The organism is Brevibacterium sp. UBA7493 (assembly GCF_002479565.1).
GTDB lineage: Bacteria > Actinomycetota > Actinomycetes > Actinomycetales > Brevibacteriaceae > Brevibacterium > Brevibacterium luteolum.
Genome location: NZ_DLOD01000018.1, coordinates 39,205 through 57,952 on the forward strand (window position 1 = coordinate 39,205; position 18,748 = coordinate 57,952).

Annotated in this window: 15 protein-coding genes; 6 read left to right on the forward strand and 9 right to left on the reverse strand. The window is 65.7% G+C overall.

The window, feature by feature from the left end:
• Nucleotides 1–13 precede the first annotated feature (13 nt).
• A complete protein-coding gene (locus B4E96_RS11575) occupies nucleotides 14–475 on the reverse strand; it encodes a GtrA family protein (RefSeq protein ID WP_170274737.1) in 462 nt (153 codons plus the stop codon).
• A gap of 124 nt (nucleotides 476–599) precedes the next feature.
• Here B4E96_RS11575 and B4E96_RS11580 point away from each other — a divergent pair, with 124 nt between their 5' ends.
• Genes B4E96_RS11580 through B4E96_RS11590 form a run of 3 tightly spaced genes read left to right on the forward strand, consistent with a single transcriptional unit; the run spans nucleotide 600 to nucleotide 3,551 of the window.
• A complete protein-coding gene (locus B4E96_RS11580) occupies nucleotides 600–1,814 on the forward strand; it encodes a 5-(carboxyamino)imidazole ribonucleotide synthase (protein WP_349680664.1) in 1,215 nt (404 codons plus the stop codon).
• The gene (gene purE / locus B4E96_RS11585; RefSeq protein ID WP_286957680.1) at nucleotides 1,811–2,344 is read left to right on the forward strand and encodes a 5-(carboxyamino)imidazole ribonucleotide mutase; all 534 of its coding nucleotides are present in this window, start codon (nucleotides 1,811–1,813) and stop codon (nucleotides 2,342–2,344) included. Before B4E96_RS11580 ends, purE begins: the two co-directional genes overlap by 4 nt.
• Before the next feature lie 58 nt (nucleotides 2,345–2,402).
• Entirely contained in the window at nucleotides 2,403–3,551 is a 1,149-nt protein-coding gene (locus B4E96_RS11590) for an acyl-CoA dehydrogenase family protein (protein ID WP_259855015.1), read from the forward strand.
• Between the two features lie 86 nt (nucleotides 3,552–3,637).
• On the opposite strand, the gene B4E96_RS11595 is transcribed toward B4E96_RS11590, so the two are convergent.
• The 3 genes from B4E96_RS11595 to B4E96_RS11605 all read right to left on the reverse strand — a co-directional run bounded on the left by B4E96_RS11595 (nucleotide 3,638) and on the right by B4E96_RS11605 (nucleotide 8,457).
• Nucleotides 3,638–5,068, reverse strand: a complete 1,431-nt coding sequence (locus B4E96_RS11595) for a TIGR00366 family protein (protein ID WP_170274741.1) — start codon at nucleotides 5,066–5,068, stop codon at nucleotides 3,638–3,640.
• A gap of 59 nt (nucleotides 5,069–5,127) precedes the next feature.
• Nucleotides 5,128–6,654 carry an AMP-binding protein gene (locus tag B4E96_RS11600; protein ID WP_170274742.1) on the reverse strand — a complete coding sequence of 509 codons (1,527 nt, stop codon included), beginning with the start codon at nucleotides 6,652–6,654 and terminating at the stop codon, nucleotides 5,128–5,130.
• A 123-nt stretch (nucleotides 6,655–6,777) separates the two neighbouring features.
• Nucleotides 6,778–8,457, reverse strand: coding sequence for a helix-turn-helix domain-containing protein (locus B4E96_RS11605; RefSeq protein WP_338076747.1), 1,680 nt, complete (start codon nucleotides 8,455–8,457; stop codon nucleotides 6,778–6,780).
• A 289-nt stretch (nucleotides 8,458–8,746) separates the two neighbouring features.
• On the opposite strand from B4E96_RS11605, the gene B4E96_RS11610 reads away from it, so the two are divergent.
• The 3 genes from B4E96_RS11610 to manA all read left to right on the forward strand — a co-directional run bounded on the left by B4E96_RS11610 (nucleotide 8,747) and on the right by manA (nucleotide 14,515).
• Nucleotides 8,747–10,231: an LCP family protein gene (locus B4E96_RS11610; RefSeq protein WP_286957681.1), complete on the forward strand. Its 1,485-nt coding sequence runs from the start codon at nucleotides 8,747–8,749 to the stop codon at nucleotides 10,229–10,231.
• A gap of 300 nt (nucleotides 10,232–10,531) precedes the next feature.
• Nucleotides 10,532–13,138, forward strand: coding sequence for an NlpC/P60 family protein (locus tag B4E96_RS11615; protein ID WP_286957682.1), 2,607 nt, complete (start codon nucleotides 10,532–10,534; stop codon nucleotides 13,136–13,138).
• 156 nt (nucleotides 13,139–13,294) lie between these two features.
• Nucleotides 13,295–14,515, forward strand: coding sequence for a mannose-6-phosphate isomerase, class I (gene manA, locus B4E96_RS11620; RefSeq protein ID WP_286957683.1), 1,221 nt, complete (start codon nucleotides 13,295–13,297; stop codon nucleotides 14,513–14,515).
• Here manA and B4E96_RS11625 read toward each other — a convergent pair.
• The 5 genes from B4E96_RS11625 to B4E96_RS11645 form a co-directional block, all read right to left on the reverse strand.
• Nucleotides 14,506–15,255, reverse strand: coding sequence for a hypothetical protein (locus B4E96_RS11625; protein ID WP_286957685.1), 750 nt, complete (start codon nucleotides 15,253–15,255; stop codon nucleotides 14,506–14,508). The two genes, manA and B4E96_RS11625, sit on opposite strands and share 10 nt — an antisense overlap.
• A 71-nt stretch (nucleotides 15,256–15,326) precedes the next feature.
• A complete protein-coding gene (locus B4E96_RS11630) occupies nucleotides 15,327–15,983 on the reverse strand; it encodes a CoA transferase subunit B (RefSeq protein ID WP_286957687.1) in 657 nt (218 codons plus the stop codon).
• A 1-nt stretch (nucleotide 15,984) separates the two neighbouring features.
• The gene (locus B4E96_RS11635) at nucleotides 15,985–16,755 is read right to left on the reverse strand and encodes a CoA transferase subunit A (RefSeq protein WP_165883314.1); all 771 of its coding nucleotides are present in this window, start codon (nucleotides 16,753–16,755) and stop codon (nucleotides 15,985–15,987) included.
• Nucleotides 16,756–16,779: 24 nt separating this feature from the next.
• Nucleotides 16,780–17,424, reverse strand: a complete 645-nt coding sequence (locus B4E96_RS11640; RefSeq protein ID WP_286957690.1) for a TIGR03089 family protein — start codon at nucleotides 17,422–17,424, stop codon at nucleotides 16,780–16,782.
• A gap of 15 nt (nucleotides 17,425–17,439) precedes the next feature.
• The gene (locus B4E96_RS11645) at nucleotides 17,440–18,624 is read right to left on the reverse strand and encodes a coenzyme F420-0:L-glutamate ligase (RefSeq protein WP_286957691.1); all 1,185 of its coding nucleotides are present in this window, start codon (nucleotides 18,622–18,624) and stop codon (nucleotides 17,440–17,442) included.
• Between the last annotated feature and the right edge of the window lie 124 nt (nucleotides 18,625–18,748).

The window sequence follows — 18,748 nt, forward strand, 5'->3', positions numbered from 1 at the left end:
GCCTCGGGCGCGGTCAACCGCCGTCGACGTTGAGCACCTCACGGCGGTGCTTCCGGCGCCTGGGGGTCACGCGGTAGACGACGAGGCGGTACATAAGGTAGCGGAAGATGTTGCCCAAGCCGACGCCGACGACATTGGCGGAGATGTTGTCGGCCAGTGCCGAGCGGAAGCCGAGCAGGTAGTGCGAGACCCACAGACACGCCATCGCGATGAGCAGGCCGATGGCGTTGACGACGAAGAACCACACCGCCTCACGGGTCGCTGAGCGGTTCCTGCCGTCTCTGAACGTCCAGTAGCGCGAACCGAGCCAGGCGACGAGGGTGGCGAGGGTGACCGAGATGATCTTCGCCCACATCGGGCCGATGCCCAGAGCCTCGGGGCGCAGCAGGTTGAAGACGAGGAAGTCGACGCCGAAGGCGACGAGGCCGACGACGGAGAACTTCGCGACCCGCTTGGCCTCCTTGCGCATCTCCATGACCGCGCACCTGTCTGTCGTCGGGATCCGTGGTTCCTGCCGTTTCCGAGATTACCGGACGCGCATGCCCGGCGGTCGCAGACCCTCCGGCTGCACACGGTGTGGTGACGGGTACAGTGGTGCTGTGACTTTTCCCAAAGTAGGAGTGATCGGCGGAGGCCAGCTGGCGCGCATGATGGCCCCGGCCGCCGAGGCGCTGGGCGTGGGATTCCACGTGCTGGCCGAAAGCGACGACGTCTGCGCCACCGAGGTCTCCGCCCATGTGACCGTCGGCGACTACCGCGACTATCCGACGCTCAAAGCCTTCGCCGAGACCGTCGATGTCCTCACCTTCGACCACGAGCATGTGCCGCCGGAGCACCTGCGTCAACTCGCCGCCGCCGGCCACCCGTGTCATCCCGGTCCCGAGGCGCTCATCCACGCCCAGGACAAGCTCATCATGCGCGCGAAGATGGACGAACTCGGCCTGCCGAACCCGCGCTGGGCGCAGGTGAGCTCGACCGAGGAGCTCGAGGCCTTCGGTGCCGAGATCGGGTTCCCGCTCATCCTCAAGACCCCGCGCGGCGGCTACGACGGCCACGGCGTGCGCGTCATCGACGCCGCCTCCGAGGCCGCCGACTGGCTGGCCGAGGGCGCACCGCTGCTGGCGGAGGAGAAGATCGACTTCACCCGCGAGCTCGCCGTCATGGTCGCCCGCTCGCCGATGGGCCAGACTGCCGTGTGGCCGGTCGTGGCAACCTACCAGCAGGACGGGATCTGCAAGGAGGCCCTCGCCCCCGCTCCCGGTCTCGACGCCGAGCTGGCCCGGCAGATCTCTGCCGATGTGCTGCGGGTAGCAGGCAGCCTCGAGGTCACCGGCGTCATGGCGATGGAGATGTTTGAGACCTCAGACGGCTACATCGTCAACGAACTGGCGATGCGCCCGCACAACACCGGCCACTGGAGCCAGGACGGCTCGATCACCTCGCAGTTCGAACAGCACCTGCGCGCCGTCCTCGACCTGCCGCTGGGCGACCCGGCAGCCCACGCACCGGTGACCGCGATGGTCAACGTGCTCGGCGCTGACCGCGAAGACCTCTACCATGCCTACCTGCACGTCATGGCCCATGACCCGCAGGTCAAAGTCCACATGTACGGCAAGCAGGTGCGGCCCGGCCGCAAGCTCGGACACGTCAACCTCACCGGCACCGACGCCGCCGAGGTGCTGCGCCGGGCCCGGCATGCCGCCGACTACATCGCCGGCACCGACCCCGACCCGCACCCGGACCACCGCACCGGGGGAGCAGAGCACCTCGTCGGCGGGGGCGCCGGCCCAGCTGCAGAAGGGAACCGTTCATGACTGAGCCAGCCACCTCCGCGAAAACGGGCCCGGTCGGCATCGTGATGGGATCGGACTCCGACTGGCCGACGATGCGCGCGGCCGCCGACGTGCTCGGTGAGCTCGGCATCTCCGCCAGCGCCGAGGTGGTCTCCGCCCACCGGATGCCCCACGAGATGATCGAATGGGGCACCACCGCCGCCGAGCGCGGGATCCGGGTCATCATCGCCGGCGCCGGGGGAGCGGCCCACCTGCCCGGCATGCTCGCCTCGGTCACCCCACTGCCGGTCATCGGCGTGCCGGTGCCGCTCAAGCAGCTCGACGGGATGGATTCCCTGCTCTCGATCGTGCAGATGCCCGCTGGCGTGCCCGTGGCGACCGTCTCGATCGGCGGTGCCAAGAACGCCGGCCTGCTCGCCGCCCGCATCCTCGGGGCAGGCGAGTCAGAGGACGCTGCTGCGATCCGGCAGCGACTCGATGGCTACCGCAACGAACTCAAGGCCACCGCCGAGGCCAAAGGCCGCGCGCTGCTCGACCAGCTCGACGGCTGACCCCCACTCGACCCGACCCGGCACCTGTGTGCCGACGCATCACCTGACAAGGAGAGACATGTTCGACATCTACCAGCTGAGCGATGACCACGAAGCGATCCGCGAAGCCGTCCGCGAGGTCGTCGACGCCAAGATCGCCCCGCACGCCGCCGACGTCGACGCCAACGCCCGCTACCCGCAGGAAGCCCACGACGCGCTTGTGGCCACCGACTTCTTCGCCCCGCACATCCCCGAGGAGTACGGCGGTGTCGGCGCCGATGCGCTGGCGACTGCCATCGTCATCGAAGAGGTCGCCCGCGGCTGCGTGTCGTCTTCACTCATCCCGGCGGTCAACAAGCTCGGCTCGATGCCGGTGCAGATCGGCGGCTCTGAGGAGATCAAGCAGAAGTACTTCCCGGCCGTGGCCGCGGGTGAGTCCGGGTTCTCCTACGGCCTGTCCGAGCGCGAGGCCGGCTCTGATACCGCGAGCATGAAGACCCGCGCAGTGCGCGACGGGGATGACTGGGTGCTCAACGGCGTCAAGACCTGGATCACGAATGCCGGTGTGTCCGATTTCTACACCGTCATGGCCGTCACCGACCCCGACGGGCCGCGCGGTCGCAACATCTCCGCCTTCGTCGTCGAGAAGTCCGATGAGGGCTTCTCCTTCGGTGAGAAGGAGCGCAAGCTCGGCATCAAGGGCAGCCCGACCCGTGAGCTGTTCTTCGAGAACTGCCGCATCCCCGGCGACCGGATCGTCGGTGAGGAGGGCCAGGGACTCAAGATCGCCCTGCAGACCCTCGACCACACCCGCGTCACCATCGCCGCGCAGGCACTCGGCGTGGCCCAGGGTGCGCTCGACTACGCGATCGGCTACATCAAGGAGCGCAAGCAGTTCGGCAAGCCGGTCTCGGAGTTCCAGGCGCTGCAGTTCATGGTCGCCGACATGGGCATGAAGCTCGAAGCCGCCCGCCAGCTCACCTACGCCGCTGCCGCCAAGAGCGAGCGCAACGATGACGACCTCGGCTACTTCGGTGCTGCTGCCAAGGCGTACGCCTCGGATGTCGCCATGGAGATCACCACCGATGCCGTGCAGCTGCTCGGCGGTGCCGGCTACGTGCAGGATCATCCGGTCGAGCGGATGATGCGCGACGCCAAGATCACCCAGATCTACGAGGGCACCAACCAGATCCAGCGCCTTGTAATGGGCCGCAAGCTGCTGGGGTGATGTGACGCTGATGGGGCCGGTGCGGACGCGTTACGCGTTCACACCGGCCCCATTATCGTCTCCGGATTACTCTCCGTCCTGTTGGGTCAGCCGATCGCCGACAAGATGAGGAGATAGGTGCTGACGACGCCGATCATGACGAGCACCGGCGGCACCGTGTAGCCGACGACCTCACCGAACTTCAGCTTGAAGTTCGCGAGGTACGGCAGCGCGAAGAACGGGATGAGGAGATTGAACACCGCGTCACCCATCTGGTAGGCCTGCATGACCAGGCTGAAGTCCGCCTGCAGGTCGAGTGTGGTGGGAACGATGTACGGAGCCTCAATGACGAACTTGGAACCGCCGGACGGGACGGCGATGTTGAGGATTCCCGAGTAGAGGAACGCGATGAACGGCCAGGTCGTCGCGTTCGAGATGGCGGTGAACGCCTGCGAGATCAGGACGCCGAGTCCGGTGGCACTGATGAGGCCGAAGATTCCTGCGTAGAACGGGAACTGCAGGATGAATCCCCACGTGCCGGAGATGCCCTCACGCACGAGTCCTGCGTAGTATTCAGGGCCCTGATTGGCGCACAGCAGAATGCCGAGGGTCAGGAACAGGAAGTTGTAGGCGTTGAGGTCGAGGCCGGCGATGCCGGTTGCAGCGATATTGAGGATGCTGAAGGCCAGACCGATGCCGCCGACCACGATCATGACGATGCGGCTGGCGTTGGCGCGCTGTGCCGGGGTGTTGCGTTCGACGATCGCCGAGGCGGCACCTGACTCAAGCTCCTCGAAGACCGAAGCGTCGACCTGCTTCATCTTCGTCTGGTCCTTCGGGTGCATCAGCAGCATGAAGATGATGCCGACGAGCATGCAGGCGACGAGCAGAAGGCCGAAGTCCGGACGGACGACGGTGTCGGTCAGCGGCACGGAGACCGGGGTCGCTTCGACGTGGGAATCAGGCACCAGATCGCGCAGGTACTCCGGGGTGGCTGCATACAGCACTGCGGCTCCGGACATGCCGGCTGCTCCGGGGACCATGCACATGAACAAGGTGGCCACGAGGACCGGTGCGTGGAGTTTGATATCGCGCTTCTTCGCCTCGGCCAGGAGCTCCTTGCCGAGGACGATGCCGCCCATCATGCCGAGTCCCCAGTGCACGAAGCCGAGGAGGCTGGCAACGGTTCCGGCCAGGATGATCACCTGTGTGCGGTTCTTCGGGATCCGGGCGACCCAGGTAAGCAGGCGCTTGGCCGGGGGAGAGGTGGCGACCGCGTTGCCGGTCGCCAGCAGCACTGTCATCTGCATCGTGAATTCGAGCAGGTTCCAGAAGGAACCCGTCCATGCAGACACGAGCGTGACCTCTTCGGCATCCGATGACCAGAACGAGGTCCCGGTGAGGAAGAAGGCGAGCGCGCCGACGATGATGGTCAGGGCTAAGCAGATGACGAACGAATCCGGCATCCAGCGGATGAACCAGGCAAGGTACCGGTCGAGGAACTTTGGCTTACGTTCGAGGTTGGTGGTCGAGCTCATGTGTGAAGTTCTCCTTGGAAAATGTGCGTGCCGGCGGGCATGCGCGAATGACGCTGGGCTCAGCTGTGCTCGCGCAGCTGCTTCTTGTTGATCTTGCCGACGGCCGTGACGGGCAGAGCGTCGGTGAGGTGGACGTACTTCGGCCGCTTGTAGCTGGAAAGCACGTCCCGGGAGGCGTTGATGATGTCGCCGGGCTCGACACCCTCACGTGCGGGTACGACGTAAGCGGTGACCGCCTCACCCCAATCCGGGTGAGGAGTGCCGACGACAGCGACGTCTTGGACGAGATCGAGCGCAGACAGCGCCTGTTCGACCTCGCTGGCGTAGACGTTGAAGCCGCCGGTGATGATCATGTCCTTCTTGCGATCGACGAGGTAGACGTAACCGTCTTCGTCCATGTAGCCGAGGTCGCCGGTGTAGAGCCACCCGTTGCGGACTGTCTCCTCTGTCGCTTTGGGACGGTTGAGGTAGCGGTCCATGACATAGGGCGCGCTTCCGATGACTTCGCCGACCTCATGCGGATCGCAGTCGGTGTCGTCATTGCGCACGACGCGCACGGCGGCCATGAGCGAGCGCTGGCCACAGCTGCGCAGCCGTTTGGGGAAGCGGTCGGCGTCGTGGTCGTCTTTGCGAAGGCGTGTGAGGAAGTTCGGTGCCTCGGTCTGTCCGTAGAGCTGCATGAACACCGGGCCGAAGATCCGCAGTCCCTGACGCAGTCGCTCCTCCGAAATGGGGGAGGCGCCGTAGAGGATCGTCTGCAGTCGGCCGGGATCGAATTTCGGGCGTTCCTCGGTCGCATCCAGAAGCCGGTTGATCATGGTCGGCACCATGAACAGATACGTCACGCCACCGGTCTCGATCTTGTTTAGGGTGGACTCCATGTCGAACTGCTTCATCACCTCGACAACGGCTCCCTGCAGCAGACCGGCGAGTGCAAGGACGCCTGCGCTGTGGGGGAGCGGCGAGGACAGCAGCAGGTGATCGTCAGCCGTGATCTCGGTTTCGATGACGTGCGAGAGGAGATTGGAGGCGAAGCCCTTCTGCAGGTGGACGACACCCTTCGGCCGGCCGGTCGTGCCTCCGGTGTACATGATCAGCGCGATATCCTCGGCGCTGACAGCAGGCAGCTCCTGTGCGGCATCTGCTGTGAGCGGGCCGTCGGCGTCGGCCACCGCGACACGTCGTTCGTCGGAGACGCTGAGGATGAGCTTCTCCAGAACGGATTCGCCTGTCGCATCGGACAGCGTGCCTCTGCGAGCATCCGATGTCAGCACCAGCTTCGCACCGGAATCGGATAGGATGTAGGTCATCTCTGCTGGCGAGAGCATCAGGTTGATGGGGACTTTGGCAGCGCCGACGGATGCGATCGCCAGGTCGGCGACGAGGTATTCGGCGCTGTTGTCCAGCATGATGGCCACCGGGTCGCTGGCTTTGACCCCTCGTGCGATTAGAATGCTGGCGACTTCGCGTGCGGCATTGTGCAGCTCCCGGTACGTCCAGGTTCGTCCGTCGGCGATGACGGCTGTGCGGCTCCCGTGCTTCTTGACTGCCGGCAGAACCAGGTCCCGGATGACATCACATTGCATCGTTGCGACTCCCTCTCCCTTGAGCGATGTGGCCCGCGCCACGTTGTCAGTCAGGATGTCGCACGCATGCAGGGCTGGCTATGTGAATCGGGTACAGACTTCCGGCCGTCGCCTGTCAGATCGTCACAGGGCTGTCGTTGGTGTCGTGCGGGCCGCTAGCACGGCAGCCATGCGCACGGCAGTCTCCGCGCGATACCGGTCGTCGGTGCGGGCGAAGCTGAGGTCGAGCAGTTCTTCGATGCGGGCGATGCGGTTGCGCACAGTATTGTAGTGCACGTGGAGCTCGGCTGCGGTGTCGCCGAGGTGTCGGTCGTTGGCCAGGTACGAGCTGATGGTTGTCATGTAGTGCGTTCCGTGGCGCTCGTCATGGGCAATGATCGGCCCGAACGTGTCCGTCACCATCGCCTGGAGCTGGGCATTAGGGATGCTCGCCAGCCCCTGAAGACCCAGAGCCCGGGCGCTGGCGAACCCGTCGATGCTGGTCTGCGGGTTGGACATGCCCACGGTGCATGCGGCCCGTGCTTCATCGTAGGAGATGGACACCTCATGCAGCTGTTCTGTGCGACGTCCGATACCGGCGACGAATCTGCGGCTGTCGCCTGGGCTTCCTTCGGCCGTGCCTTTTCGCTTCCGACGATGCTCCTCGCGGCCAAGCAGATCTGCGATCTGAAGTGAGAGCTCTTCTTCCGACCCGCCGTTGCCGATGATGACGACAGTGGACTCATCGCGATGATCGACAAGATAGTCCGGGAACGTCGTGCGCAGGTCGCTGTGGAAGCGCTCAGAGATCTGATCGGCCTGGTCCCGTGCTCTGATGACGATAACCCGTGCATCTGATCCGATCGGTGAGCACCCGATGAGCGCGAGTCGCCGCTGAATATGGGCCGAATTAGTAAAGTTGCCGGTCAGCAGCTTCTCCTGGAGGTCTCCGCGTAGCGTCTCGATTGTCGCCGATCGCTCGCAGAGGCGCAGCAGCTGAAGCTTGAGCGCATGAAGAGCGATCCGGGCAGACGGCTCGGTGAGGGTCGTGTCCTCATCGACGCAGGACAGGTGCACCGTCAGTCTGCTCTGCGGGCTGAGCCGGCTGGAGATTTCTACTCCATGGCATGATGCCCGGTCTGGACCGGATGCTCCGATGACTGAATTGTGGCGGTCATGCAGTTCGATCCGGGCGTTGAGGTAAACCGCGACTGCATCCAGAGCGTGATTGACCGCCGATGCCGAGCTCAGCAGCTCGACCAATTCGATGGCCGACGTCAGGTGGGAGTCGGCTGCTTCGGCTCGTCGCCGGGCGTCGCTGGCCCGAGCTTCTGCCAGGCGGACGCGATCGAGCTGCGCCAGGCGCACCGAGAGATGGTCGGCGATCGACTCCAGCTCGTCGATGTCCTCTGAAGTCCAATTCCGCTGCCGTCGGTCTGCGGCATACAGCACCCCAAGCGCTGCGTCGTGTGCCATGAGCGGAGACACGAGCACTGACCCGATCTTCTCGTTGTCGATCAGCCGTTTGGCGGGCACCCTGCGTGAGTCGTGCAGATAGTTGCTGCTCTTCTGCGTGCGCTGCAGCGACGCAGCCTTCCCGCCGATTCCCTCACCGACGGCCAGATGCCAGTCCGCTGCCATCTCTGGCGTCTGAAGTCCGTGGTGGGCTCCGATGTGCATCTCAGCATCAGCCTTGACCACACCCGTCCATGAGATGTCGCACTGCACCACCGCGACGACATGGCGGACCGCCGCCTGCATCGCCTGAGTTGAATTGTTCGCTGTCAGAAGGGACGAAAGAAACTGTCCCGTTTCAGCTGCCATCGAAGTCCGATCTGCGAAGTGCCAGTGGAGCCCTCATCTTAGGGGAGCCTGCGGCACAGCGAGGGGGCTTCTCACAGCTTGTACACGACCGACTGACAGCAAGACACGCGGATACTCGCAGCCGGATTCTCCCAGGCAGTCTCAGGCTTGAGCGCTAACCTGGTTCAGTACCGACGCGACGTCCCCGTGCGGCGCAGCTGCCGCACCCCGCGTCACACCGCCTCCGGCGCGTGCGACCTGCCCCATGACGAGGACGTGAGAGCGCACGCCAGCAGACGGGAGGCAGCCGATGGCCGAGCGCAGGCCCCTGAAGTACATCGACCCGGTGCGCTATCCGGAGCATGCCAACCAGCCGGTGTGCAACGCCCGCGGCTGGATCCTGCTCGCGTCAACGATCCTCGTGCCCGGTTCCGTGCAGTCGCTGTTCCGGGTGCGCCGATGGGCGAAGTTCTCGCTCACGCTCACCCTCGTCGGCTGGGCACTGCTGCTCGTCGCCGCATTGACCGCGATCTTCGCCCGCGGCTTCCTCATCACCCTGGGCACCAACCCGTTCGTGCTCACCGGCGTCACTGCCTTCCTCGCCGTGTTCACGCTCAACTGGATCGTGTGCCTGCTCGACACCGTGCGCCGAGTCAAGCTTGTGACCCTGTCGCCGAAGGTGCGGCGCACATTCCTGGCCGCCAGCCTCGTATGCACACTCGTCATCGGCGGGGGACTGGCCTGGGGGACGATGATGATCAACAGCCAGCGCCAGCTCATGACCGGTGTGTTCGCTGCCGGCTGGGGTCAGCGCGCCGTCGACGGACGCTACAACATCCTGCTGCTCGGCTCCGATGCCGGCAAGGGCCGCACCGGCATCCGGCCTGACAGCCTCTCGCTCATCTCGATCGATGCGAAGACCGGCAAGGCGGTCAGCATCGGGATGCCGCGCAATATGCAGAACGTGCCCTTCCCCGAGGAGTCCCCGCTGCACAAGCACTACCCGCAGGGATTCAACTGCGGCGACGAATGCATCCTCAACGCCGTCTACCAGCAGGGTGAGAAGCACGCCGACGAGTTCGACGGCAAGACCCCCGCCGGCATCCAGGCGACCAAGGACGCCGCCGAAGGCGTCACTGGGCTCAAAGTGCAGTATTACGCGATGATCGACCTCAAAGGCTTCGAGCAGCTCATCGACGCCATGGGCGGCATCGACATCGTCTCCGGCAAACGCGTGCCGATCTCCTCGAAGGTCAACCCGAAGACCGGCAAGCACGGCCCGGTCAAAGGCTGGATCGAACCCGGCGAACAGCACCTCGACGGCTACCACGCGCTGTGGTACGCCCGCTCGCGTGAGTTCTCCAGCGACTATGAGCGCATGGTTCGCCAGCGCTGCGTGCAGCAGGCGATGCTCAAGCAGCTCGATGCCTCGACGGTGATGCTGCGGTTCCAGGACATCGCCAAAGCCGCTCCCGAGGTGGTCTCCACTGATATCCCGCAGCTGCAGGTTGATACGTTCGTCGACCTGGCGATGAAGTCGCGGGAGCACCAGATGGAATCGCTCAACCTCACCCCGCCGAAGGTCAACCCGACCCACCCGGACTTCGATGCCGTCCACGAACTCGTCTCCTCGACGATTGAGGCCTCCGAGAAGGAGACCGAAGACAGCGCCGCGGGCCTCTCCGCTCTGGCTGGCGTGGCCCTGTCCAACGGCGGCATGCACATCACCGCAGCTCAGCCGGAAGGCGGCAAGGGCAAGGACGAGGACGACAAGGCCATCTGCCACGTCCCCTGACCGGTCGCCCAGCCCGGTTTCCGCACTGACTCCGACCGCCTCGGCGGCGGTGCTCCCGTGACCCGGATGTCAGCAATCTCACCGAGTTCGCAAGGGGATCACAAAAAATTTTCAGCCCTCTTGAAGCGCATGAACTCGCGGAACGACATCGTTGTAATTCTTCTCACGAGGGATTTTTCAAAGCGACACGCCGCGAAGTATGTAACAATTCTGTCATGTTGAGCTGATTCGTCATCTTGCCAATGACGGCAATCACTCGTGAAGCCTATCTTCCCTGTCTTCCTCGCAAAGGCTGAAACGATGAGAATACTGATACCCGCTGTGGCGACGTGTGCCGCAGCCGTCATGACCTCGACCCTGGGACTGGTGTTGCCGGCCTCGGCCGACACCGTGACGCCAGACGTCGAGAAGAAGTCGCTGACCGATGTCAGCGAGCCAGGTCTCGAAGCCCCCGGCGCCCGCGCAGCCTCCGGCAGCGCAGCCGATGCGGCGAATCAGTCGATGACCAATCTGCCCAACCTCATGAAGTCCGATGCGTTCATCCAGCAGATGAGCGTCGGCAGCTCCGGCGTCTTCGGCGCCAGCGCCGCTCCCATGAGCACCGCCCCGGGCGAGCTCGGCGGCGGCGAGGCCCCTGAAACCGGAGGCGGCTCGGACGAATCCACCGAGGCCCCGACTGAGACGAGCAAGCCGGACATGTCCGGCAGCGTCCAGGAGAAGACCGAAGACGGCGTCAACATCGCTGCGATCTCCGACGTCCTCGACGTGCCCGCCGGCCGTTCCTCGGTTATCGGCGCGGCCTACCAGGGCACTACCAACGTCACCATCGAGGTGCGCGTGCAGTCCGCCGATGGCTGGTCGCCGTGGGAGGAAGTCGAGCACGAGAATGGCCAGGGAGAGGGCACCGAGGGCACTGAGCCCTTCATCGTCAACTCCGCGACCGCCGTGCAGATGCGCGTGCTGGGCGAGGCCGCGCCGCAGAAGGCCGAACTCGTCCTCGTCGACCCGAAGTCCTCACCGGCAGACGCCGATGCCGTGGCCAGCAACGCCCCGGTCGTTGACGCCGCTGGCGCGACTGACGGCGCTGAGACTGAGGGAACTGCTGACACCGGGGCCGGAGATCCGGCCGGGGAAACCGATGCGCAGCAGCCCGAGTACGACGCACAGAACGCCGCCTACGTCCCTGGTGACGCCGCTGTGGCGAACACCTCGATGAAGAAGGTGCCCAAGCCCTCGATCGGCTCCCGCAAGTCCTGGGGTGCCAAGGAGAGCCTGCGCAAGGGCAAGCCGAGCTACGCCAACGGCGTCAAGGCCACCGTCATCCACCACACCGCAGGCTCGAACAACTACAAGGCCTCCGATGTGCCGGGCATCCTGCGCGGCATCTACAGCTTCCACACCAAGGGCCGCGGCTGGTCCGACGTCGGCTACAACGTGCTCGCCGACAAGTACGGCCGCCTGTGGGAGGGCCGTGCCGGAGGACTCGACCGGGCCGTCATCGGCGCCCACGTCGCCGGCTACAACACCGGCACGTTCGGCATCTCGGTGATGGGCACCTTCGAGAAGTCCGCACCGCCGAATGAGACCCTGCGCGCCGTCGAGCACGCGATTGCCTGGAAGCTCTCGGCCAACGGCGTGCCCGCCAAGGGCAAGACGACCGTGGCCGGCAAGCGGATCAACACGATCGTCGGTCACCGGGACCTCGGCAACACCTCGTGCCCGGGAGCTGCTTTCTACTCCAAGATCGGCGGCATGCGCAATGCCATCGAGAAGATGCAGAAGGACGGTTCGGGCCCGAAGGAGGAGAAGCCCAAGGAGGACAAGCCGAAGCCGAAGCCGCCGAAGCAGACTCCGATCGACAAGTACGCCGAGAAGAACGCCGACAAGCTCGGCAAGGCCACCGGCAAGGAGTACGGCTTCCAGGGCGGCACCGCCCGCGACTTCGAGAAGGGCGCGGTCTTCCACAAGAACGGCAAGACCTTCCTGCTCAAGGGCGCGATCCGGAGCATGTACAAGGATTCGATGCGCGACACGCTCGGCTTCCCGACCTCCGATGAGCGCGGCGGCCTGAAGAACGGCGGTGTCTACCAGAAGTTCGAGAAGGGCTCGGTGCACTGGACGAGCGCCACCGGCGCGCAGCCGACGCACGGCATCCTGCAGAAGTACTGGGGCTCGAAGGGCTACGAGAAGGGCCACCTCGGCTACCCGACTGAGGCGCCGAAGTGCTCCGACGGCCGCTGCGAGCAGGTCTTCGAAGGCGCTCGCCTGGTCTGGGCCAACGGCTACGGCACCACCGAGTTCTCGCCCACTGGTTCGATCGAGGGAGGGGCCCGGGATCACAACCGGGCCTCGCCCCCGGGCGACGACAACGATTCGCCTGCTGACGACGGGGAAGGTCCAGCAGACGACGACAAGAACAACAAGGACGATAAGAAGAAGGACGATTCCAAGAAGAAGGACGATTCCAAGAAGAAGGATGATTCCAAAAAGAAGGATGACTCCAAAAAGGACAAGCCCAAGAAGGATGAGAAGAAGTCCAAGGCTCAGCAGGAGAAGGAGCTGCGGGACAACATCATCAAGACCGCCCGCAAGGGCATGGGCGTCCGCTACGTCTGGGGCGGCAACACCACCAAGGGCTGGGACTGCTCGGGCTACACCGTGTGGGTCTACAAGCAGAACGGCATCAACCTGCCGCGCCACACCTCGGCGCAGAAGGCTGCCGGCAAGGTGATCCCGGCCTCGCAGGCCAAGCCCGGTGACCTCATCTGGGTCCCTGGCCACATCGGCATCGTCTCCGAGACGAAGGGCCAGATGTACGACGCCGGCTCCAAGCGCACGGGCACCACGAAGCGCTCGTACAGCTGGATGCTCAAGCGCGGCGCGGTCTTCGTCCGAGTCATCGACTGACACCACTGCCACAGGCGCCTCGCACCCTCCCGGTGCGGGGCGCCTGTCGCATTCCCAGGACACCTCGGCGTCACCTGCGGTTCACAGCTGCCGCCTACGGTTGGTCTTCGTCCTCGTGCAGCCCTAGGCTGACACCATCGAAGCGAAGGGAAAGACGTGCGGTTCCTGTCAAACACAGTTCAGCGCTACGCCTGGGGGGCACCCAGCGGCATCCCCGAAATCCTCGGCCAGCCTGTCACCGGCGAGCCGGCCGCAGAGCTGTGGATGGGCGCCCATCCCGTCGCCCCCTCCCAGCTGCTCGACGCCGACGGCCAGCCGGTCGCCTCGCTGCTCGAATGGGTTGAGACCGCACCCGAGGCGACACTTGGGAAGGCATCGATCGGCGCCTTCGGCAACCGGCTGCCGTTCCTGCTCAAGATCCTCGCAGCGGAAACCGCCCTGTCGATCCAGGCGCACCCGTCACTCGACCAGGCCCGTGCCGGCTACGCGCGCGAGAACGCCGCCGGCATCGCGTTCGATGCTCCTGAGCGGAACTACAAGGACGACTCGCACAAGCCCGAGCTCATCTACGCGCTCACCGAATTCCACGCCCTGTGCGGTTTCCGCCGTCCGGAAGCAATCACTGCGATGCTCGACCGCTTCGCCTCCGCCCTCGACGCCGCCGGCGAGAACACCCAGCTGCCGGCCCTGGCCGCCTGGCGCGACGCCCTGACCTCCGGAGGTCTGCAGCAGGCCACCGGCCTGCTGCTGCGCGAACGCGACACCTACGGCAGCCTCGCCGACACACTCGCCCACATCGTGATCGACCCGGTGCCCGCCGACGATCCCTCACACGCCGGCTCGGCCGTCGACCCGGCACTGACCCTGCGGGAAGTCCAAGCCGACTTCCCGCACGACCCCGGCGTGCTCGTCGCGCTCATGCTCAACCGCCTGCGGCTCGAACCCGGCCAGGCGCTCGCCCTCGATGCCGGGATCCTCCATGCCTACCTCGGCGGGCTCGGCATCGAGATCATGGCCTCGTCGGACAATGTGCTGCGCGGCGGGCTCACGAGCAAGCACATCGACGTCGACGAACTCGACGCCGTGGTGAGCTACACACCCGGCCAGCCTGAACTCGTCACTGCTGATGATTCCGGCGTGCTGCGCGGGGCGACTGATGACTTCGCCCTCCAGGTCATCGACACCGCCGAGGACCGGGAGGTCCACCGCGCGGGACCTGCCATCCTGCTGTGCACCTCGGGCACCTTCACCTGCAGCGACGACACCCGCCTGCAGGCAGGCGACTCCGTGTTCCTCGCAGCCGAGGTCCCAGTACTCACCGTCACCGGCTCCGGGCGGCTGTTCGTCGCCACCACCGGACTGCCTGATCAGTCCTGAGCTACGGGAACGCGCGCACTGTCGCGGATCGCCTCCTGGTCGTCTTCCGTTCTGAATTCGACGACGATCTCTCCGCCGATTTCGGAGCGGGGGAATCCCACGAAGCCGAGCTGGTGGGAATCGGGGAGGAGACGTCGCGGGAGGACGGAGTTGAGGCCGTGGTCGACCTGCTCTCCACCGGGATTCCGGTAGACCGCTGACGTGACCGGTTCGATGCTTCGGTCGTAGGAGTGGAATCTGATGACGACGACGAGCAGCTGTTCGTCATCTGCTGACTGGGCAGCCGACAGCACCTCGAAGCCAGCGATATCGTGGGACGTGACCATCTTTCCGCCGCCGATCACGAGGCGCTCGCCGACGCTGGTGCCGTTGGCTGAGAAGTCCGACAGCTTCCCGTCTTCGAACGTGAAGTCTGCGTAGTCGGTGCACCTGCCGTGCTGACACACCGATACCGCATCGTCAGCGACTTCGACATTGCTGCTGCGATGATCCAGCCCGTTGGCGTTGTTTGCCCTGGCCACATTCAGCTGATGAGCGAGATAGCGGGCCGCCGTGGAATCCTCGACAGCGGTGTCCGCGGCGTTCTCGATCTCCGCCGGATCGCTCGAAGCGAATGCGGTGAAGTACGCGTCGACGACTGCCTTTTCCGATTCCGGTTCAGGCTCCGGAGCAACCCCGCTGCATCCGGCCAGCAGCAGTGCGGACCCGGCGGCTGCGGAGACGAGTGCGCTGATCTTCATGACGTCCTCACAGAAGGGGAGCTGATCGGGAGCCGACCGCCTCCGGCGAGGCGGCCGGCAGCCGACAGCGTCTAGAGCTGCATCTCCGGCACATCGCCGTCGACGTTGAGCGTGGCACCGGTGGCCTCGCGGATCTCCTCGACGCTCACACCTGGAGCGCGTTCGACGAGGGTGAACGAATCGCCCTCGACGTCGAGCACGGCGAGGTTCGTGATGACCCGCTGGACCACACCCTTGCCGGTCAGCGGCAGCGCGCACTCTTCAAGCATCTTGTGCGAGCCGTCCTTGGCGACGTGGTCCATGATGACGAGGACCTTGCGGGCGCCGTGGACGAGGTCCATCGCCCCGCCCATGCCCTTGACCATCTTGCCGGGGATCATCCAGTTGGCGATGTCGCCGTTGACGGCGACCTGCATCGCACCGAGGATCGCGACGTCGATCTTGTTGCCGCGGATCATCCCGAAGCTCAGCGCGGAGTCGAAGTATGACGAACCCGGCAGCATCGTGACGGTCTCCTTGCCGGCGTTGATGAGGTCGGGGTCGAGCTCATCCTCCGTCGGGTACGGGCCCACACCGAGCAGGCCGTTCTCGCTCTGCAGCACGAGGTGGACGCCCTCGGGCACGTAGTTCGGCACGAGCGTCGGCAGGCCGATGCCCAGGTTGACGTAGGCGCCGTCGGGCAGCTCCTGGGCGGCGCGTGCTGCGATCTGCTGTCTGGTCAGTGCCATCTCAAGCCTCCCGTACTGTCTTCTTCTCAACCGGCTTGTCGGCGGCCTCTTCGGGGCTGAGCACGACGATCCGGTGGACGTAGATGCCCGGCAGATGCACGTCATCGGGTGCGATCTCACCGGCTTCGACGATCTCCTCGACCTCGGCGATCGTGATCCGTCCGGCCTGGGCGACCGGCGGGTTGAAGTTCCGGGCCGAGGAGTGGAAGACGAGGTTGCCGTGGCGGTCGGCCTTGGCCGCGCGCACGAGCGCGAAGTCGGCCGGCAGCGACTCTTCGAGCACGTACTCCTGCTTCTCGCCGAAGGTCTCGAAGGTCTTCGTCTCCTTGGCGGGGGATTCCTTGACGACGTTGCCCTCGGAGTCGTACAGCCACGGCATGCCGCCCTCGGCGACCTGCGTGCCCGCGCCGGTGATCGTGTAGAAGGCCGGGATGCCCGCACCTGCCGCGCGCAGCTTCTCGGCCAGGGTGCCCTGCGGGGTGAGCTCGACTTCGAGCTCGCCGGAGAGGTACTGGCGGGCGAACTCCTTGTTCTCACCGACATAGGAGGCGATCATCCGCCCCACCTGCCCGGATTCGAGGAGCATGCCCAGTCCGCGGCCATCGAGGCCGGCGTTGTTGGAGATGAGCTCGAGATTGTCCGCGCCCTGGTCGCGGAGTGCGCGGATGAGGTACTCGGGCACGCCGACGACCCCGAATCCGCCCACTGCGATCGTCGACCCGCTCGCAATGTCCTTCACAGCCTCAGCTGCTGATGCAACTACTTTGTCCATGCCACCATTCTGGCATGACCCGGATCACATCGAGACGGCAGGTCCGCTCAGCGTCACCGTCCCCGCCACCAGCGCCGCAAGCACTGCTGCCAGCTCCTCACCATCCACCGGGATTCCGGTGGTCTCAAGCTCCGTTCCCGAGGCGGTGGGCACCTCCCGGCTCGTGCTCGCCACGTGCTTCCCGCCGGGCAGTGTCAGGCTGATCTGGGTGCCGGGGATCGGGCACACGTCGGGGTGGGCCCGGACCTCGGAGTTGAAGTCGATGCAGCCCTCCGGCGCCTCGGCTGCCAGCGCAAGTGCCGGTGCCGCGTAGACGAAGACCTCATCTGCCTCAGTGGTGATCTCATCTGCGGCATGCGATTCATCAGCAAACGCGACCCATTCCGCCTCGGGCGGCTCCGAATCCGCGCCGAGCAGCGTCACCGGCGCATCGAGTCCGAAGGCGGCCAGCATCGCCGCCAGTGCCCGCCAGTGCAGGGGACCGGTCTCGTCGAGCACAATCCCGACACCCAGATTCTGGCCGACTCCCGCCTCGGCGAACAGGCTCGTAGTCTTGTACACCCAGTTCGCCACCACCGTGCCGGTGAGTTCCAGCCGCTCACTGCTTTCCGGCAGGTAGGTGAGCACCGGGTAGCGGCGAGAGGAAAGTGCGTCGATGAGCTGCTGCATGGGGTCCTTTTCTTCTCAGGGCTGCGGGTGGGCGAGTTCGATCGAGAGTCTCGCACCGGTCGGGGAGCCGTTGTCAGCCCAGGTGTACTGGGTGCTGGCCTGCAGGTCCTCGCACCACAGTGCGGACTGCAGGCGGTCGACGAGTGCGCCGAGGCCGAGGGTCGCTTCGATGAGAGGGTGCCCGCCGGCGCTCGACCGTGCTGGGGAGTCGGCAGGGGAGATGAGGATCTGTCCGCCGGAGCCTGCGACGCGCATCCGCCACGCCGACTGGCCGGGGGTGCGGGCCGCACCGCGGCGCACGACCGCCAGGGCACGCGAGACCTTCGTGAGGATGTCGTCATCACCGTCAGCCGAGGCCGGTGCGACGTCGAGGCGCTGACAGCCCAGCGACTGGTGGACGGCCTCCACGTGACCGTAGCGGAACCAGTCCTCGACGAACTCCCGGACCAGCTCCCGAGCGCTTCCCCCGTCTGCACGCACATGTGCACCCATGCCGCGCACGACGGCAGCCGGCAGGCCGCGCGCGGCGCCCTTGACGAGGTCGGCAGCAGCGGCGATCTCATCGGCGATCGCCCGCACCGTCACGCCCTGCCGCCGCCCGGAGTCATCGAGCCGCCCGCGCTGGTCATCGAGCACTTCGATTCCGGCCGCGCCGATGGCGATGTCGGCCACGCCTGCCCGCCACGGCCGGGAGGTCGAATCGGAGATGACAATGCCGAGCGTCGCGCCCAGCTCGCGTGAAAGCTTCGCCCGCAGCTTCTCAGCCGCCGCATCCGGATCAGCCGGCTGCAGCAGCACAGTGCCACCACCGCCTGCACTGTCCCGGGTGCCGGTGTTCGAACGATCGAGCCCGCCGGCGGCCTGCACGGTGCCGATCGGGGTGCGGGTGATCGCCACGGTCGCAGGGCCTCGGGCAGTGTGAAAGGTCCGCGCGGCCACAGTCCCGGTCGAATGCTCGGTGACGAGGCGTTCGAACTCCGTGCGGTCTGCTGCGGTGCGGATGAGCCCGTCGGCCTTGGCGACGAGCTTCGAGGCGATGACGAGGATGTCGCCGTCCTTGATCTGGATGCGGTTGTTTGCGATCGCCCAGGAGATCTCGACGGCCAGGTCGTCACCGGGTGAGATCTGCCGGATGCCGGGGATCGCGTAGGCGGTCAGCAGCCGGCTGGAGGGCGGCGGGGTTGGTGCGGGGCCGTTCATAGCCTCCATCATGTCACCTTGCCCTCAGCGGTGCCCGCGCCAACAGGTGTGGCGAGAAAAACCGCAGAGATCACAGAATGGCACCGGTTGTGGTCAGTGCATGCCACGGGCACCATATGTAGTG

Bases quoted from the DNA above. Each gene is read 5' to 3' on its own strand.
- B4E96_RS11575 (WP_170274737.1), bottom strand. From the start codon at position 475: ATGGAGATGCGCAAGGAGGCCAAGCGGGTCGCGAAGTTCTCCGTCGTC.
- purE (WP_286957680.1), top strand. From the start codon at position 1,811: ATGACTGAGCCAGCCACCTCCGCGAAAACGGGCCCGGTCGGCATCGTG.
- B4E96_RS11590 (WP_259855015.1), top strand. From the start codon at position 2,403: ATGTTCGACATCTACCAGCTGAGCGATGACCACGAAGCGATCCGCGAA.
- B4E96_RS11595 (WP_170274741.1), bottom strand. From the start codon at position 5,068: ATGAGCTCGACCACCAACCTCGAACGTAAGCCAAAGTTCCTCGACCGG.
- B4E96_RS11600 (WP_170274742.1), bottom strand. From the start codon at position 6,654: ATGCAATGTGATGTCATCCGGGACCTGGTTCTGCCGGCAGTCAAGAAG.
- B4E96_RS11605 (WP_338076747.1), bottom strand. From the start codon at position 8,457: ATGGCAGCTGAAACGGGACAGTTTCTTTCGTCCCTTCTGACAGCGAAC.
- B4E96_RS11610 (WP_286957681.1), top strand. From the start codon at position 8,747: ATGGCCGAGCGCAGGCCCCTGAAGTACATCGACCCGGTGCGCTATCCG.
- B4E96_RS11615 (WP_286957682.1), top strand. From the start codon at position 10,532: ATGAGAATACTGATACCCGCTGTGGCGACGTGTGCCGCAGCCGTCATG.
- B4E96_RS11625 (WP_286957685.1), bottom strand. From the start codon at position 15,255: ATGAAGATCAGCGCACTCGTCTCCGCAGCCGCCGGGTCCGCACTGCTG.
- B4E96_RS11630 (WP_286957687.1), bottom strand. From the start codon at position 15,983: ATGGCACTGACCAGACAGCAGATCGCAGCACGCGCCGCCCAGGAGCTG.
- B4E96_RS11635 (WP_165883314.1), bottom strand. From the start codon at position 16,755: ATGGACAAAGTAGTTGCATCAGCAGCTGAGGCTGTGAAGGACATTGCG.
- B4E96_RS11640 (WP_286957690.1), bottom strand. From the start codon at position 17,424: ATGCAGCAGCTCATCGACGCACTTTCCTCTCGCCGCTACCCGGTGCTC.
- B4E96_RS11645 (WP_286957691.1), bottom strand. From the start codon at position 18,624: ATGAACGGCCCCGCACCAACCCCGCCGCCCTCCAGCCGGCTGCTGACC.